Raw genomic sequence first — 16,959 nt, forward strand, 5'->3', positions numbered from 1 at the left:
GCTTTCAAATTTTTAGAATCGCATTCCATAGGTAATTGTCCCTCGATATTCGTTGAAATTTCGATAATTGATGCCATCAGCACTGGTATTATAACGGTTATACAAATAGTTGATCGCCAGCGTCAAGGATTGTTTTTTCTGATGTATAGAGGCACTCATGCCCGTATTGGCCATTATACCATCGCTTAGTTGATTGGTTCGCCGAAGCTGACTATTATGGGTAAAAGAGGTACGCAATTTACCCTTCCACCATTCTTTGCTAGTGCTAAGAGCAGGACCTATATTGGTTGAGCGTCGCCCATAGGTTTCGACGGAGACATAGCTCACCGATAAACTGCTCGTTAATTTGGCAGGAACATAAGAATAAGTATAGTTTGCCGAACTTATAAAAGACGCCGCCCCGGTATATTGTCGTGTAAATTGGTTTTGGTCATTGGTATTTTGGTACATAGCCATGATACCAAACGTCTGCCGATGGATACGAGACCCTAATTGATAGCTTATATTTCCGCCATAAGAAGCGTTTACGACACTTATCGCAAGCGAATCATTAAACAAATCGACGAGTCCTCTGCTCTGACCAACCCCAAAATTTGTGTACATTAAATTGATATTTAATCGAGGAACTAGAACGGCACTTATATTGATTGCCCCCACATTTCGATAGGTTGTAGCTAACTTTTTACGATTAAGGTTATCGTGCGAGCGTCCATAAGAGCCATTGATCATTAGTTTGTTTTTAAAAAAAGCGAAGGAAGGCGAAAACGTAAATTGCTCTACATCGTTTTGAAAATAATACGCGCCCAAAGACTGATAATCTGGATCAATACGTTGGTACTGAACCGCCATACTACCGCCTTTAAAGCGATAGGAGGCATTTCCTCGAGCAGCTGTAAAGAGAGAAGTAGAACCATTTACGGGCAGTAGATTCACTAAAAAACGCAAAACAGGCTCTGAACCTTCATAATCGTATAGCAGCGTATTGCGGGTTAGAATACTAGCTCCTCCTTCTAAATCAACCACCAATTTCTGCTTAAAAAAAGCAAGATGATTTTTGATGCCTACCGCCAAATTCTCCATCGGCGTAACTTGCGAGCGTTTTGAAGGAGTATGGATTGACCCAATCACATCATAGGCTTTGAAGATGCTCAAATCCAAAAAAGCATTGGGTTTTCCTACTCCTATTTTTCCAGCCATTCCTATACGTCGATAACTGGGTCGTAGGTAGCGATAACGCGGATCTAAGCCTGAGGAATCTTCTTCAATAGGTTTCACAAACTGACCATATACAAAACCAAGCCTTATCATTCCGGTCGATTCTACACCTACTCCCAAAAAAGTAGCCCCTCCCAAACTAAAATCGGAGAAACGAACATTGCGGTACCCTAAATGAACCTTTATTTTTTTGAAATAAGGACTCGCACCCCATTGGTTAAATGGCTGCGAAAAACTACGCTGCTGCTCGCTCAATGTCAAAGAGATAGGCAATGACATACCCCATATTTTCACCACAGGTGCCCCAGTGAGATACCAGGTGAATGGAGGACGTCTACTACTAATACCGTTTACATCATAAAACTGTAAACTTAAAGATAAAGAACCATGCACTTCAAACGGTTTTTGTTTTTTTATCTTTTCGAGGTTTTGAGCTTGTAGTGTCCTCCCAATGCACACTAGTAAAATGCTAATCAAACAACATGGGATATATAGTTTCATGATGGTTAAGCGTTAGAAATACCCAATTTCCCTCTTCTTTTTGCCCGTTTTATATACACAAAGTTCGCCTTATTACGTCTCAGTTACCCTCATGGTTTTTCAGGGTTTTGTATCATGGAAAACCATGATTTCACCTCTCACCACCCCCGCACTTATATCAATCCAAAAACGGAATCATCTTTTTAGAAGACCTCTGATAATCAATGCATTTTTGACCAAATTTCGCTACCTAACTGGTATACGCGGAGCCAAGGGCCATTCTCGCCGTAATATGGTAGATTCGGCGGTGGTCATTGGAAGTATCTCCGACGATTTGGAGATTGACTCGTACTTCCATCAAAAACTCAGTAGAAAGTATCTACAGGAGCAATAGGCAGTGCATTTTCCATTTTTGAAAGTTTAGAGGATTTTGGTGTTACAAAATTCGGTACTGTCGCCCTCGCGCTTTCTCATGGTTTGCCATGCTTTCACCTCATGGAAAACCATGATTTTTGGGGTAAAACACCGCATTACTTTTCAAAATTGTTTATTACTTTTTAAGATGTCGTATTTTTACAATACAAGCGAGAGCTTCCCCCTTACCTTTACTTATACATAGGTTTTATTTCTCTGACAATAGCTTAATTCTAATGAAAGGAATTTTTACTTTTCTACTTCTACTACTCCTACCTGAGCTGCTATTTTCTCAAAGCAATACTTTTATCAACTCGCGTCGCAGCAATATCCTGGGCTTACTCAAGCAACCCCAATCATTCGGAAGAGATACTTCTATTATACGCCTCGAACTAGACCTAGCAAACGAGTACAACTCTAAAAAACTTGACTCTTCTTACTATTATATCAATACCGTCCACAAAAAATTAAAAACCATGAAATGGCCGGCAGGTTGGGGGTATTTTTACCGAACACGCGGCTACTATTATACATTTGCCACCAAAAAAGACTCAGCCGTGAGTGATTATATCCAAGCCATACGCATATGGGAGCAATTGCAACGTGTTCGAGAAGTCGGCATTGCGAGTGCTCGCCTAGGCGCCATGCTTGCGTCTGACTATCACTTTGAAAAGGGGTTTTATTATCTTAACTATTCGCTTAAAATTTTTGAAAGTACCAAAGATTATTTCTCACAAGGCAATGTGCACAATTACCTTGCAGATGCATATCGCATGAAGCAAGACTATCCAAAAGCACTTGAGCATTACCGAAAAACCATTGCCCTTGCAGAAAAACACAAACTACCTTCCACCGTTATCCCGCTCACGGGTATCGGCACCATGTTTTTGTTCAACAATCTTCCTGATAGTGCCACCATTTATTATAAAAAAGCAGGTATCGACCCCATCAACAACCCAAACTCTATCACTGACGGCTATCTAGCCAATCGCCTCGCTGAGTTTTATACTGATAGAAAGGATTATCAAAAAGCGATTATTTACGGCAAAATTGCCCTTGATATTGCCCAAAAACGTAAATCTGATTTATACATCAAAAAAGCCCATGACCTTTTGTATAAAGCTTATGAGGCCGTCAAAAATTATGAATCGGCATTTAAACATTTCCAAATTGCCATTTTTTTGGTCGATTCACTCCACGAAGTCGAATCGACCAAACGCCTCAATGAACTTGAGATTCAATACCAAACCCAAAAAAAGGAAGCCGAGATAGCTCGTCAAAAAGAATTACTTACCGTCAATCGGCTTACTATCCTAAAAAACTCATCTCGTATGCAGCTTCTAAACAAAGACTTGGAGCTGAATCAACAAAGATTGGCCGCCGAAGAAGTTGACCAAAAACTAAAAGAAACCGAGTTTAAAAATATTTCGGCCCAACAACAAGCAAGTATTCAAAAACTCACCCTCGAAAACCAACTCAAAAAGCAGCAACAGTTACGTACATGGCTCATTGCAGGTTCGGCGTTGTTGGCTTTATTGTTAGGATTTATTATTTGGAACAACCGCCAACTACGCTTTCGAAACATCGCCCTGCAAGCAGCCCTGCTCGAAGGCCAAACTACCGAACGAAAACGCGTAGCCGCCGACCTCCACGACGCCCTCGGAAGTACGCTTTCTTCCCTACGATGGAGCATCGGTGCCATCGACAAAAACAAACTCGAACCCAAACAGCAAGAAGTATACCAACACGTACAAAGCACCATCGAGCAAGCCTACGACCAAGTCAGGTTGCTTTCCCACAATCTACTCCCCGAAGAACTTGAAAAACAAGGGCTTTGGAAAGCCATCGAAATGCTTATCCAAAAACTCAATCGTAATACACCGGTGGCATTTTCGCTTCGACTCCCAGATAATCTTGCTCGATTGAACTCTAAAACGGAATTTGAACTCTACAGTATTTGTCTTGAACTCATCAACAATATCCTCAAACACGCCCACGCTACTGAGGCTAGCATCAGGATTGAGCTTAGTAAAGATACATTGCACCTGACGGTATCGGACAACGGAAAAGGCATGGAAAATACCGCTCAAGAAGGAGGAAAAGGGTTGCGAAATATTGCTACTCGCCTTGCGTCGTTGGGGGGTCACTGGAAAAATTCAGACAATATTCCCCTCGGCACGATTCACCTCATTACGATTCCCATATAGACTCAAACCAATCCATATTTAATGGCATACTTAACAAGGCCAACCACATTTTTGGCGTTGAGTTTAATCATCAAACTCCGCCGATGTGTCTCTACCGTAGGTACACTGATGCACAAACTACCCGCAATCTCCGTGGTAGATTTTTCATCAATAATCAACTTCAATACTTCCTTTTCGCGACCAGTCAAATGAGGAATGAGCTCCGACTTCAATGGCTTAGGAAGTGCGGAAGGGTTGGCGATTAGCTCACCCATCATATCTTCACTGATGTATTTTTGTCCCGACATCAATTGCTCGATTGCCCTTTCGAGTTCGCTTTTGTCGGCTTTTTTCAAAACATACCCATGCACTCCTGCCTTGAGAGCTTCTTTGACATACCCAATGTCTTCCGACAGTGTCAGCAATAACACTTTGATGTTTGGAAAGTGTTTCCGCAACAGCACCACTAAATCAATCCCCGTCAGATAAGGCATATGAAGATCCGTTATGATGATATCTACCTCACCGTGCGTTTCTAAATATGGAATTACGCTACGGCTATCGGTAAAGGTCGCTTCTATTTCAAAACTTTCGAAAGAAGAAAATAAATACCTCAACCCATCCAAAATGATTTGATGGTCATCTACCAAAATAAGTTTAATACTACCTTCTATCATAGGTTCAAGTATTAGTATCTCCCAACATTCGTCCTCAAAAACCACAAAACAGCAGACCAAAGAGGGTTTTTATTCCCGGTCTTTTTTTGATGGACACAAAAGTGAACATTTATAAAAAATAAAATCATCAGGGTTTCCAATGATTTTCAGTACGAAAACCTTGATTTATAGATTTTTTTCGGGAGAGATTCAAGGAATTATTTTCCAAATTGATAAGGAAAACGACTATTTTGATTCAGATATAACCGATTAAAATCATAACCTTGCTGTTCTATTTTTTCTTGCAATAGCGAGAGTGATACGCCGTTTTTTTGTGAAAGCAACTCTACCAAGGCCGTGGCAAAGAGCTTACAACGATGCATCCCAAAGCTATCGGCGGTCGGGGTTTCGGCAAAACCAAATCCTTTGCCCAAAGCCAATGTAAACAAGGGCACATCGGGCGCAAGATACGGCTCTACCTCTTCGTAGATTTGCCACAGAATAGGCATCAATTCAAAAAAATACCGACGACTTACGTAGAGTACCCCCGCATCCACTCTATCATACAAAAAGGGATGTTGAAGACATTTGAAATGAAAAGGAATGTTGGCTAGATTCAAGTGAATGGTCAATGATTTTATCAACAAAGGTGCACCGTCGGGTAAGAGATTAAAATAAAATCGTACTTCACTTTCCAGAAAGTTGTCCGACAATGTTTCCCCAAATACATAATAAAAACCCTGCGCGTTTTCCGCATACTCTTTAGGACAAAAAATCCGCACCTGCTCTCCTACTTTCAGGGGTTTATGATAAGAGTTTTCTAATATAAACTCCCCTACCCGCGCCAAACGCCGCTCTCCATTTAGGGTTACAACTACACTCCCATTGATATTGACATATTCTATTTTCCAGCCTTTTTGCCATCTACTTCGAGTACGATTGGCCAAGCGTAATTTTTTAAGATAGGCTTTTTGATTGGCTTTGTCAGGAAGTATCTTTGGAGTAGAGGGAACTACATAATAGTGTTTATAAAATAGTCTCTGTAAGGTCTCAATCAACCACTCATCGGCTATTTCATGTACTGGCAAAAAATTGTAAGATTCCAATACAGCTTCTCTTTGAAATATAATTTGCTTGGTCGAAGTAACCTCCACCGAAGCAATCATATTTTGTAATATATCTTCACTCATTATTTTTCAAAAGATAAGTATACTTATGGGGTTCAGTTATCATTTTTTCGGCCAAAGGTATCATTTCACGCGCTCTTGCGGCTATATCGGCAGTGCTGCTGTACTCAAACAACCTCCCAATCATTCTAGCCCCTACATAGCCAATCACTTGCTCTTCCACAAAGGTGTCGTCCATCAAATCTGTATAAACGGACCAAAAATGGGCGGCTTTTTGCCTTATATTGGGAGATTTTAGAGGCTCAAAAGGAACAAAAGGACTAAAAATCAGCTGTGCGCTTTCCATGAGTTCTTTGGTAATCAACGATTGTATCACCCCTGCGGCATCCCAAAGGGAGTCGCCCCAGCCTGCTTCTTCCCAATCAATGAGTCTGAGGCTTTGGGAGGTAGAAACCAGAATGTTTTCAAATTTCAAGTCTCCATGACACAGCCTTTCGCTTCGCCAGTTTTTTGCCAAATACTCCAACCCTTCTATTAATACTTTGCGGCTAAAAAGCATCTTTAGCAACGCCTGATGATTGGTATTATTTTGGGACAAAAGCCACCGCTGAGTATGAGACTCGTGGAGGGTTAGCAGCATAGGAACACGGTCTGAAAAGGGTAAAAGCTCCTTTTTTTTGAAGGTGTGAAGTGCTGCCAAAGATTGGGCTACTTGCCTTATGATTTGTTCTGAAATAGACGAAATTTTATAGAGATTTTGAGCCTGAGTAATCAACTCCACTACCAAAATAGCGTAGCGGGCATCATAATCATAAAATGAAGGTATCGACGGCGTCAGTGGTGAAGGATGATTAGACATAAAATCGTAAAAAACAGCTTCTTTCGCAAACGTCCTTCTATTTTCTAAATCATTGGACTTACATTGTTTCACAAAAAAAGAAGCGCCTGAAGTCATCTCCACCTGCAACCCAAAATGACGGCCATGACTTTCATAATATTGAGCCACTCCACCCTGATATGCCTCAAACGAAATGAGCCCTCGCTCAAAAATGTAAAATCCAATATTAGTTGCCGACAAGAACATTTTTACGTAAATTTCTTTTTTTAACTCTTTCCCTAATGTCGCGTTTTTGGCTGACCTTCAGTTGTTGTTTTTTGGGTGTGACTTTATTGGCACAAGATAAGAAAATTGATAGTTTGAAGCGGGTATTGAGGCATATTCAAAACGCTAATCCTTCCTTTTCAAAAGATACTCAAACCATTGTACTCCAACATAAACTAAGCCTTGCTCACTATTATTATCCAGATTACAAAACTGCCATTCACTATGCAAACCAAGCTCTTGAGCTTTCAAAAAAAATCGCTTGGCATAAAGGACAAATAATGAGTTATGAAGATTTGAGCAGAACAAAATTTAAATTGGGTCAGACCTACGAATCTATTCAGCTCGCTTATCAATCTCTGACCTTGTCAGAAAAAACCAATTCATTGAACTCCAAGCTGATAGCCTTGCGCCTCATTGCCGATTATTTTAGTACCCTTAACCAAAAGGATTCAGCCATTTATTATTATAAAAAACTAATCAAAATACACGAAACCCAAAAAAACACAAAAGAGCTTGGGGCTTGTTACTTAAATTTGGCCACTACCCTCAAAACTCTCCCCGACGCCGACCCTGTCCCTTTTTTTAAAAAAGCCGAAACCTTATTTACGACCCTTCAAAATGACTTTTGGCTAGGCAATCTTTATTATTCATGGGGAGATTACTTGATTGTCAAAAACCAATTTGAAGCAGCCTATGATTATTTAGAAAAAGCTATAGTTTACTTTAAAAAAAGCGGTTCGGAATCGGACCTCGCTGGGCCTTATCAGGAGCTAGCCTATCTGTATGTCAAAAAAAGAGATTTCAACAATGCCATCGTTTTTAGTCAAAAATCCCTTGAGCTTTCTGCTCCCATCCAAAGTTTGGAAGATATGCTATGGGCATATGAGTCCCTTTTTAATGCTTACAAAGGGCTCAAAGATTACAAAAAAGCCCTTGAATTTCACGAGAAATACCTTGGCACCAAAATTCAATTACTGAGCAACGACACCCAAAAGCAATTGAATCTATATCGCCAACAATACGACAATGAGCGAGAAATACACCAAAAAACCATTGACAACCAGACACTTACCCAACAACAACAACAAACTACGCTTTATTTTCTAATCGGGATTTTGGTAATGTTTCTGGCGTTAGTAGGTTTACTTTTGTGGAACAATCGTACCCTCCGTAAGAAAAACGCTGAAATCCAAGAAGCGCACTTTACGGGCCAAACGACCGAACGTAAGCGCGTAGCCGCCGAGCTTCATGACAACCTAGGGAGTCAACTTTCGGCCATGAGATGGAGTATGCTTGCCATGAATAAAAATATTCTTACTCCCCACGAACTTGAGATTTATGATCATATCCTCAAGATGATGAATGAATCTTATGACCAAGTAAGGAATATGTCTCACCATTTGCTTCCAGAAGAACTCGAAAAAGAAGGACTTCTACACGCCCTAGCGACGCTCACTAGACAGCTTAATCGAAATAAGAAAATTAAATTTGAGTTGAAAATACCTGATTTATTTTCCCGCTTGGACAAAAAAATTGAGTTTGAACTTTATAGCATTTTATTGGAACTTATCAACAATATCATCAAACATTCTAAAGCCTCTGCTGCTTCTATAAGCTTCTCAAGTAGAGCACAAAACCTGCAAATTGAGGTAAGCGACAACGGTCAAGGAATACCTCAAGAAGTACTGAACCATGGCAGAGGCCTTAGAAATATTCAACAGAGAATCAAGGAATTAAATGGCACCTTCACCGTGCAGACAAGCCCAAATGGCACACACTTTGTGATTGTATTAGAAAAAATATTTACTATCGTATTGATTCATTTCTTGGGCATCGGGATGACCCAATGACTCTATCAACGAATAATCAGAGGAGGTATTGGCCGTCACTGCAAGAAACATCTTTTTAGCAGGCTCTCCTTCGTTGGGTAAAGTGTCAGAAGTATATAATACGCTTTTTCGAGGAATCCTAACATGCCCTAAAATCACATCCCCGTCCACTACACTACAATTCCCAAACAACACCTTAAATTGTTGAGTAGGGTTTCCGTCTGTATCCAACATTGTAGCGCTTTTGATGTACTCTTCCACTGAACTGATAAATTTGCCTAAATCACTCATTGTATATGATATTTAAGAGTTTGAAACTTACACAAAAGTATTTTATCTAATTCACCTTCTCTCTCATGGTTTTCCATGATATTTTCACTTCAAAATCATGATTTTAGAGGCTTAACCCATGCCGAATCGCGTATTTGACAAGCCCTACCACGTTTTTGGCATTGAGCTTCATCATCAAGCTACGGCGATGTGTCTCGACAGTAGGCACACTGATAAACAAAGAGTCGGCAATTTCGGCGGTTGATTTTTCTTGCGAAATGAGTTTGAGTACTTCTACTTCGCGGGAGGTGAGGCGCTGAATCGTATCAGGGCGGGCATTGTTGAGGTCGTCGGTAGGTGATGAGGCAAGTTCATCAATCACCTCTTCACTGTAGTATTTTTTACCAGCCATGAGGTACTTCAAGGCTTTTTCCAACTCCTCCCGGCTGGTTTTTTTTAGGATATAGCCGTTTACCCCTACTTTCACGGCTTCTCTGATATGCGTAGCGTCTTCGGCCATCGTCAGTAGCAACACTTTCACTTGGGGATAAAGATGCCTGATTTGCAGCGTAAGGTCTATTCCGGTAAGGTGTGGCATATGCAAATCTGCCACTATCAAATCCACTTCTGGATGGAGTTCAAGAAAAGGAACCACTCGACGGCTATCCGTAAAAGTCGCCACTACTTTTACGTTTGTAATCGACTCAAACAAATATTTAAGACCATCCATAATAATCTGATGATCATCTACGAGTACAATTTGTATAACTTGATTCATCGATGCTAGAGTAAAGATTGGGAGTAAATATAATTGTTTGAATAGAAAGTAAGATGAGTTTCTTCTTAAGAATTTATCAAACGGCTTTTATAATCTGCTACCACCTACCACGCTTTTTTTCCTTTCGTAAACTTTTTTAAAAAACATTTGGTTGACATATCAACTTAATTTACTTTTGTGCCATGGATAACAACGAAGTCATATCAATCAAAGAGAAAATCTGGAACCGCCTGGGCACGTTTCTTACTTTCAATATCAATCATGTCTCTCATTTATTTATCAGGAAGGTAAATCGAGAACTAGCGAAGTCAGGCTCATCGTTGCAAATAGAGCAATTTCCTATTCTATTTTTGGTAAGTCATTCTACAGGTGAGTCATTGTCTCAGCAAGACATTGCCAATTTTTTGCAAAAAGACAAATCAGGTATTCAGCGTTCTCTACGCACTTTGGAGCGTGATGGCTACGTCAAAATCACCCCTGATTCCCAAGACCGTCGTAAAAATATCGTCCAACTTACCCCCGCTGGCAAATTAACGATTGACAAAATCTCAGAAATGGCCTCTAAACTAAATGACGAAATCGAAGCATACCTCACTCCCGAAGAAACAACTATGCTTTTGGCTACTTTGAAAAAAATAGCCGCACGAATTGATAATTAATATTTTTTTAGACAATTAGTTGACATGTCTACTATTGACATATCAACATTACAAACTTTTCTTTATTTTTTACAAATCATGAAACGATTAGCAGCCTTTTTAATGATTTCATTGGTGCCAGCTCTGCCTAGCATGGCACAGCAAAATTGGTCACTCAAAGCCTGTATCGACTATGGGCTTCAACACTTCGGGACGGTACGCGTGGCCCAGTACCAAACCGAAACCGCCAATCAACAAGCAAGACAAGCATTGGGAACCTATCTCCCTCAGGTGTCGGCCACGGGCAACTTTACCGACAACCTCAAACTACAAACCACCTTGCTTCCAGCGGGATTTGCTGGCCCTGAGCCTACCCGTATTTCATTAGGTTCAAAATACCAAACCAACCTGTCGGCCCAGCTTACCCAAACCATTTATGACAAATCGGCATTGCTTGGCATGAAAGCCAACGTACCGAATCAGAAATTGGCCGACCTGACCGTACGCCAAACGCGCGAAGAAATCATCTACAACATCGCCACCAATTACTATCAAGTCTTGATTGTACAGCAGCAAATTGATTTGCTCAAAGACAACCTCCAACGCACGCAGCAAGTCTTGAATATCTTAAAACTGCAACGCGACAATGGGGTGATTCAGCCGATTGATTATAGCAATACCGAAGTAAGTTATAACAATACACAGTCGCAACTGTCGGTCAGTGAAAACAACCTTGCTTTTGCGCTCAATCGTCTCAAATACCAAATGGGCCTACCTCAAGAACAATCCTTGAGCATTGCCGATTCGGTGATTTTGCGCCAAATCCCCGCAGTAGAGCTACCCCAATTTAATACGCACAGTTTGGTAGCTTACCAAAAAGCTGTTACAAATTTGGAACTTCAAAAGCTTCAATTACAACGCATTAAGGCAGGATACCAGCCTACGCTCAACTTGACCGCCAACTACGGTACATTAGCTTTGGGCAATCAGTTTACGGATGGATTCCGCAATTTCACTGGCTTCGGAAGCGTAGGGCTACGGCTCAATATCCCCATTTTTGACGGTTTTCAGCGAGATGCCCAAGTACAACAACAACGCCTCACTATCATGACCCAAGAAGAACAATTGAAGCTTAATATGGCCTCTTTTGGTTTACAGTTTAACAACGCCCAAACGCAACTGCAAAAAACCCAAACCAACATCCAAAACGACGACCGTAATGTAAAACTAGCGCAAGAAGTGTATAACATCACCACGCTCCAATACAAACAAGGCACCAAGTCGTTGACAGACTTAATCAACGCCGACAACTCGTACCGTCAGGCGCAATCCAACTATATCAATTCTCTCATCAATTTTTATCAGGCCCGCCTTGATTTAGAACAATCACAGGGCACTTTACTTACATTTTATAACCAACTCTAAGCAATCCAGCCAAAGCAATGAAAAAGACATCGCTTATTGTGATAGTGTCCGTATTAGCCATTGTCACTTTTATCGCCTTTAAATTGATGGGCAACAAACAAAAAATTGATGCCCAGAATCAACTACCTACCACCAATGTCAATACGCCCATTCCGGTGACTGTCAGCCGGGTAGAAGAAGGAGCCGTGAGCCAGCAACTCGTCAAAACCGGCAATCTTATTCCTTTTAGAGAAGCGAGTATCACCGCTACTACCGCCGGGCGCGTCACCAATGTAAACTTTGATTTGGGGTCGCAAGTCAGCCAAGGAGCCGTTTTGGTTCAATTGGATAATAAACTCAAAGAGTTGTCGCTCGAATCCACTCAGTTGACCATCAACAAATTGAAAAAGGATGTAGAACGCTACAACAACTTATTGGCCGGCAATGCTACCACCGAGCTTCAGGTCAATGAGGTAAAATACAATTACGAAAATGCGCTCAACCAAGCAGAGCAAATCAAAAAGCAACTCCTAGACGCGAATGTAAAAGCACCGATTAGCGGCAAAATTGTCAAGAAAGATATCGAACCGGGAGAGTTTATCAATGCAGGTGCGGTGTTGGGTACAGTACTTGATGTAGCTCGCCTCAAAGTGCAAGTGTTGGTCAATGAAAGTGATGTGTATCAACTGCGCCTCGGGCAGTCGGTCAATATCACCGCCGACGTCATGCCTGGCAAAACACTTTCTGGTAAGATTTCTTACATCGCTCCCCAAGGAACTACCGAACATAACTATCCCGTCGAAATCACCGTTGCCAACCCTAGTAGTCTCAAAGCAGGGACTTTTGTAAACGTCGATTTTTCTCAAAAATCAAACCAAAAATCCCTCCAAATTCCACGCTTGGCCTTGGTCGAAAGCCTCAAAAACCCCTATATATATGTGATTGACAACAATGTAGCCAAACAGCGCGTCATCAAAATCGGTCGAGAGTTGGGGGATAAAATAGAAGTACTCGATGGCCTCACAGCGGGCGATCTAGTAGTAGTGACTGGTCAGCTCAACCTCAGCGAAGGCAAGCCCGTGCAGATTACGAAATAAAACACAGTCATCAAAACATTAACAACCATGTCAATTACCGAAATAGCCATCAAACGGCCGTTGCTTGTCACAACGGTATTTATCGTGCTGATTTTGTTTGGGGTATTGGGATATAAACAATTGTCTTATAACTTATTACCTAAATTTGAAGCCAACGTCATCAGCGTAGCTACTACTTATATCGGTGCTTCTGCCGACGAGGTAGAAACCAACGTCACCAAACGCATCGAAGACGCACTTTCGTCGCTAGAAGGTCTCGACCGCATGACCTCGATTTCGCAACAAGGAGTATCAATCGTAACCATTCAATTGAAAAATGGTATCAATACCACTTTGGCTCAACAAGATGCGCAGCGTAAAGTAGAACAAATCATCAACTCTCTTCCCGACGAAGCAGACCGACCCATTATCAATAAGTTTTCGACCGACGAATTACCCGTTTTACGGATGGGCGTTACGGCAGATTTGTCACCTACCGAACTATATGACCTCATCGACGACGACCTCAAGCCTCAGCTTTCCAACGTGCCCGGGGTAGGTCAAGTCAATGTGATTGGAGGCAACGAGCGCCAAATCCAAGTCAATGTTAGCAGCGAAAAGCTACGGGCATACGGGGTGTCGATTGTGCAGGTATCACAAGCCATCAACAACGCCAACACGAGTTATCCGGCGGGTCAACTCGAAACCCGCAACTCCCAATATTCTATCCGATTTGATGCAACACTCGAAACTACCAATCGGATGCGCGACTTAGTAGTGGCTCGCCGCGCCGATGGCAGCGAGGTATTGCTCAAAAACGTAGCCGAAGTGGTAGATGCTACCGCCAAACCTACGGCTATCAACCACATCAATGCCAAGCCTTCGATTGGGATTCAAATTCTCAAGCAATCTGACGCCAATGCCGTGTCGGTAAGTGAGTTGGTACAGAAAAAAATCGCCGCTCTCGAAACCCAACACGGCAACAAACATCTCAAATTCACCATTGCTTCTGACCAATCGGTCTATACCTTGGCATCGGCACACGCGGTGGTAGATGATTTGTTTTTGGCTATTCTGATTGTATCGGTCGTGATGCTGATGTTTTTACACAGCTTCCGTTCGTCGTTGTTTGTGTTGGTGGCACTGCCTTCCTCCATTTTACCCACATTTTTGCTGATGTATCTAGCGGGTTTTTCGCTCAACCTTATGACTTTGATGGCGCTCTCGCTGGTAGTAGGGATTTTGGTCGATGACTCGATTGTGGTTTTGGAAAACATCAACCGACACCTAGAAATGGGCAAAGACAAACGAACCGCCGCCTTAGACGGTCGGAATGAAATTGGGTTTACGGCTTTGGCGATTACGTTGGTTGACGTTGTGGTGTTTGTACCTCTAGCCATGACAGGCGGTTTGATTGGCAATATCCTACGGGAGTTTTCGCTCGTAGTTGTATTTTCAACCCTCATGAGTTTGGTGGTATCGTTTACCCTTACTCCTTTGCTGGTATCACGTTTTGGAAAAGTAGAAACGCTCAATCCTAAAAGTCTATGGGGCAAACTCAACCTTGGTTTTGAACGCCTCCTCGACCGTATCATTGAGGTTTATACGCACTATCTCTCATGGGTTTTGGGGCACAAACGTTGGATGTATCTGGGCGTATTGGCATTGTTTATTGGCTCAGTTGCGTTGGTTCCTGCGGGTTTTATTGGGGCAGCTTTCATGCCCAAAAGTGACCAAGGCGAAATGAGTATTCAGCTCGAATTGGCTCCTACGGCGTCTATTTATCAGACCAATACCCTCGCCCAACAAGCCGAACAAATCATCATGAAGCACCCTGAGGTGACCAATGTTTTTACCAATGTAGGTTATACGAGTAGTGGTTTGGGAACTTCGTCCAATAGCAATATCGCCGACCTAAATGTGAAGCTTATTGACAAAAAACAAAGAACTATCTCCACCGATGATTTTGGGCAAATGCTCAAAAAAGAAGTGAGTCAGCTACCCGGCGTAAAAGTCACAGTAAGTCCTGCGAGTATTGTGGGAAATTCACAAGCACCAATTCAGATTGCCATCAAAGGAACTAGTTTAGAAACTATCCGTAAATCAGCCGCAGAAGTGCTCAAAGTGGTGGAGTCGATTCCTGGTACTCAAGATGTAAAATATTCGGTAAAAGACCCCAAACCTGAGATTTCGGTTCAGCTTGACCGCGAAAAAATGGCGCAGCTAGGTATCAGTGCTTCTGACGTAGGGATGGCGCTACAAAATGCTTTCCGTGGCAACGACCGCTCTAAATTCAAACAAAACGGCAATGAGTACGATATTCTCATTAGTCTTGATCAGTTTGACCGCAGCAATTTGCAAGATGTAAGTCATCTACTTTTTGTAAACAATCAAGGCAAATCGTTTGAATTGTCACAGTTTGCTAAGGTCCAAGAACAAATTGGCGAGAGCGTACTCGAACGTATCGACCGTCTATCTTCTATCACCGTCAATGCCCAAGTAGTGGGACGGCCGGTAGGGACCGTGGGCGCTGATATTCAGAAAAAAATGGCCGACGTTAAACTACCCGAAGGCGTTTCGGTACAATATCTCGGCCAAATGCAGCAGCAATCCGATGCCTTCGGGAGTCTTGGATTAGCGCTAGGCATTGCAATTTTGTTGGTTTATTTCGTCATGGTGGGGCTTTACGAAAGCGTTGTTTATCCCTTTGTGGTCTTGTTTTCGATTCCAGTTGCTCTGATTGGGGCCTTGCTTGCCTTGGCTCTTACGATGGAAAGTTTGACGGTTTTCTCGATTGTGGGGATGATTATGCTCTTAGGCTTGGTGGCCAAAAACGCGATTTTGATTGTCGATTTTACCAATCAGCTCAAAGAACAAGGCCATGACGTGATTCATGCACTTATCGAAGCTGGTAAAGAACGGATGCGCCCTATCCTCATGACCACCCTTGCGATGGTGTTTGGGATGCTCCCGATTGCGCTTGCAAGCGGTGCCGGTGCCGAAACCAAAAACGGCATGGCTTGGGTCATCATCGGTGGTTTGACGAGTTCGTTGGTACTTACTTTGTTTGTAGTACCTGCTACTTATCTCATCGTAGATCGCCTCAAAGATAGATTTAGTGGTAAAGGCAAAAAGCCCAAAAAAATGGAACTAGCTGAAGTAGCCTGATACTATATATTCACCCATTTTTAGTAAAGTTCATTTCAATCAGAAAGAGGCTGTCTCAAAAGCTTAGTATCACCAAATTATCTTCGGCCTCTGTTCAACCTCACGGCAGCGGCCGACCGTCCCCTAAATCCCCCTCACGGTACGCCGTCGCGGCCTTTCTGGAGATGGGGACTTTGAAAGCCCTTCTCCTTTCTGGAGCTACGGTTTATACACAAGAATGATTTATCTTTGTTGTGTAAAGTTTAAAATTTTTATGTTAAAAAAAGCACTTTTGGTTTTGATTTTGGAGACAAACGGCTCAATGTACGCGGGGATGAGTTATTATCTTTAATGACTCAGAAATCTCAAACAACTATTTATAAGTTATCCAATCGTTGGGCTGACCAGATGGCCTACTATCGTTTTTTCAATAACTCAAAAGTGACAACAACCTCTATCATATCGACCATTACCCAAGATACTGCTCAGAGAATAGAGGCGGAACATTATTTGATTTTCCAAGATACTACCCAAGTAAACTTGGAGAAGAATCGTGCTCAAATTGAAGCTAATTCTGGTCTTGGCCTCATCGGGGATAACCGTAGTTTGGCTTTTTATTTGCATCCGAGTCTGG

At 42.0% G+C, this 16,959-nt stretch carries 13 protein-coding genes and 1 pseudogene; 8 read left to right on the forward strand and 6 right to left on the reverse strand.

Translation table 11 applies throughout. The annotated features are described in order from the left end of the window. Positions 1 to 12: 12 nt before the first annotated feature. Complete coding sequence (locus tag G563_RS0132620; protein WP_157585784.1) at positions 13 to 1,716, reverse strand: hypothetical protein; 1,704 nt, start codon at positions 1,714 to 1,716, stop codon at positions 13 to 15. Positions 1,717 to 1,840: 124 nt separating this feature from the next. Here G563_RS0132620 and G563_RS0132625 point away from each other — a divergent pair, with 124 nt between their 5' ends. Next, positions 1,841 to 2,089 carry a hypothetical protein gene (locus G563_RS0132625; protein ID WP_028669033.1) on the forward strand — a complete coding sequence of 83 codons (249 nt, stop codon included), beginning with the start codon at positions 1,841 to 1,843 and terminating at the stop codon, positions 2,087 to 2,089. Between the two features lie 256 nt (positions 2,090 to 2,345). Continuing rightward, positions 2,346 to 4,316: a tetratricopeptide repeat-containing sensor histidine kinase gene (locus tag G563_RS0132630; RefSeq protein ID WP_028669034.1), complete on the forward strand. Its 1,971-nt coding sequence runs from the start codon at positions 2,346 to 2,348 to the stop codon at positions 4,314 to 4,316. A 2-nt stretch (positions 4,317 to 4,318) separates the two neighbouring features. Here the strand turns inward: G563_RS0132630 and G563_RS0132635 are convergent, their stop codons facing one another. The 3 genes from G563_RS0132635 to G563_RS0132645 all read right to left on the reverse strand — a co-directional run bounded on the left by G563_RS0132635 (position 4,319) and on the right by G563_RS0132645 (position 7,156). Then, positions 4,319 to 4,972, reverse strand: a complete 654-nt coding sequence (locus tag G563_RS0132635) for a response regulator (RefSeq protein WP_037328824.1) — start codon at positions 4,970 to 4,972, stop codon at positions 4,319 to 4,321. Positions 4,973 to 5,169: 197 nt separating this feature from the next. Next, positions 5,170 to 6,141, reverse strand: coding sequence for a T3SS effector HopA1 family protein (locus G563_RS37440; RefSeq protein ID WP_051211353.1), 972 nt, complete (start codon positions 6,139 to 6,141; stop codon positions 5,170 to 5,172). Beyond that, positions 6,134 to 7,156, reverse strand: coding sequence for an aminoglycoside phosphotransferase family protein (locus tag G563_RS0132645; protein ID WP_169579833.1), 1,023 nt, complete (start codon positions 7,154 to 7,156; stop codon positions 6,134 to 6,136). Before G563_RS0132645 ends, G563_RS37440 begins: the two co-directional genes overlap by 8 nt. Positions 7,157 to 7,197: 41 nt before the next feature. On the opposite strand from G563_RS0132645, the gene G563_RS0132650 reads away from it, so the two are divergent. Beyond that, positions 7,198 to 9,033 carry a tetratricopeptide repeat-containing sensor histidine kinase gene (locus tag G563_RS0132650; RefSeq protein WP_028669037.1) on the forward strand — a complete coding sequence of 612 codons (1,836 nt, stop codon included), beginning with the start codon at positions 7,198 to 7,200 and terminating at the stop codon, positions 9,031 to 9,033. On the opposite strand, the gene G563_RS38370 is transcribed toward G563_RS0132650, so the two are convergent. Together G563_RS38370 and G563_RS0132655 are read right to left on the reverse strand one after the other, a co-directional pair. After that, a complete protein-coding gene (locus G563_RS38370) occupies positions 8,974 to 9,303 on the reverse strand; it encodes a hypothetical protein (RefSeq protein ID WP_157585786.1) in 330 nt (109 codons plus the stop codon). The two genes, G563_RS0132650 and G563_RS38370, sit on opposite strands and share 60 nt — an antisense overlap. A 103-nt stretch (positions 9,304 to 9,406) precedes the next feature. Beyond that, complete coding sequence (locus G563_RS0132655) at positions 9,407 to 10,060, reverse strand: response regulator (protein WP_028669038.1); 654 nt, start codon at positions 10,058 to 10,060, stop codon at positions 9,407 to 9,409. A 182-nt stretch (positions 10,061 to 10,242) separates the two neighbouring features. Here G563_RS0132655 and G563_RS0132660 point away from each other — a divergent pair, with 182 nt between their 5' ends. The 5 genes and pseudogenes from G563_RS0132660 to G563_RS0132680 form a co-directional block, all read left to right on the forward strand. Continuing rightward, positions 10,243 to 10,719, forward strand: coding sequence for a MarR family winged helix-turn-helix transcriptional regulator (locus G563_RS0132660; protein WP_028669039.1), 477 nt, complete (start codon positions 10,243 to 10,245; stop codon positions 10,717 to 10,719). Positions 10,720 to 10,797: 78 nt separating this feature from the next. Then, on the forward strand, positions 10,798 to 12,123 hold the full coding sequence (locus G563_RS0132665) for a TolC family protein (RefSeq protein ID WP_028669040.1): 1,326 nt from the start codon (positions 10,798 to 10,800) through the stop codon (positions 12,121 to 12,123). Between the two features lie 17 nt (positions 12,124 to 12,140). Further along, positions 12,141 to 13,199 (forward strand): efflux RND transporter periplasmic adaptor subunit, encoded by a 1,059-nt coding sequence (locus G563_RS0132670; protein WP_028669041.1) that lies wholly within the window; start codon positions 12,141 to 12,143, stop codon positions 13,197 to 13,199. Between the two features lie 27 nt (positions 13,200 to 13,226). Beyond that, a complete protein-coding gene (locus tag G563_RS0132675; RefSeq protein WP_028669042.1) occupies positions 13,227 to 16,346 on the forward strand; it encodes an efflux RND transporter permease subunit in 3,120 nt (1,039 codons plus the stop codon). 321 nt (positions 16,347 to 16,667) lie between these two features. Next, a pseudogene (locus G563_RS0132680) lies at positions 16,668 to 16,959 on the forward strand (hypothetical protein); the annotation flags it as partial.

Origin of the sequence: Runella zeae DSM 19591, assembly GCF_000423565.1 — a bacterium.
Lineage (GTDB): Bacteria > Bacteroidota > Bacteroidia > Cytophagales > Spirosomataceae > Runella > Runella zeae.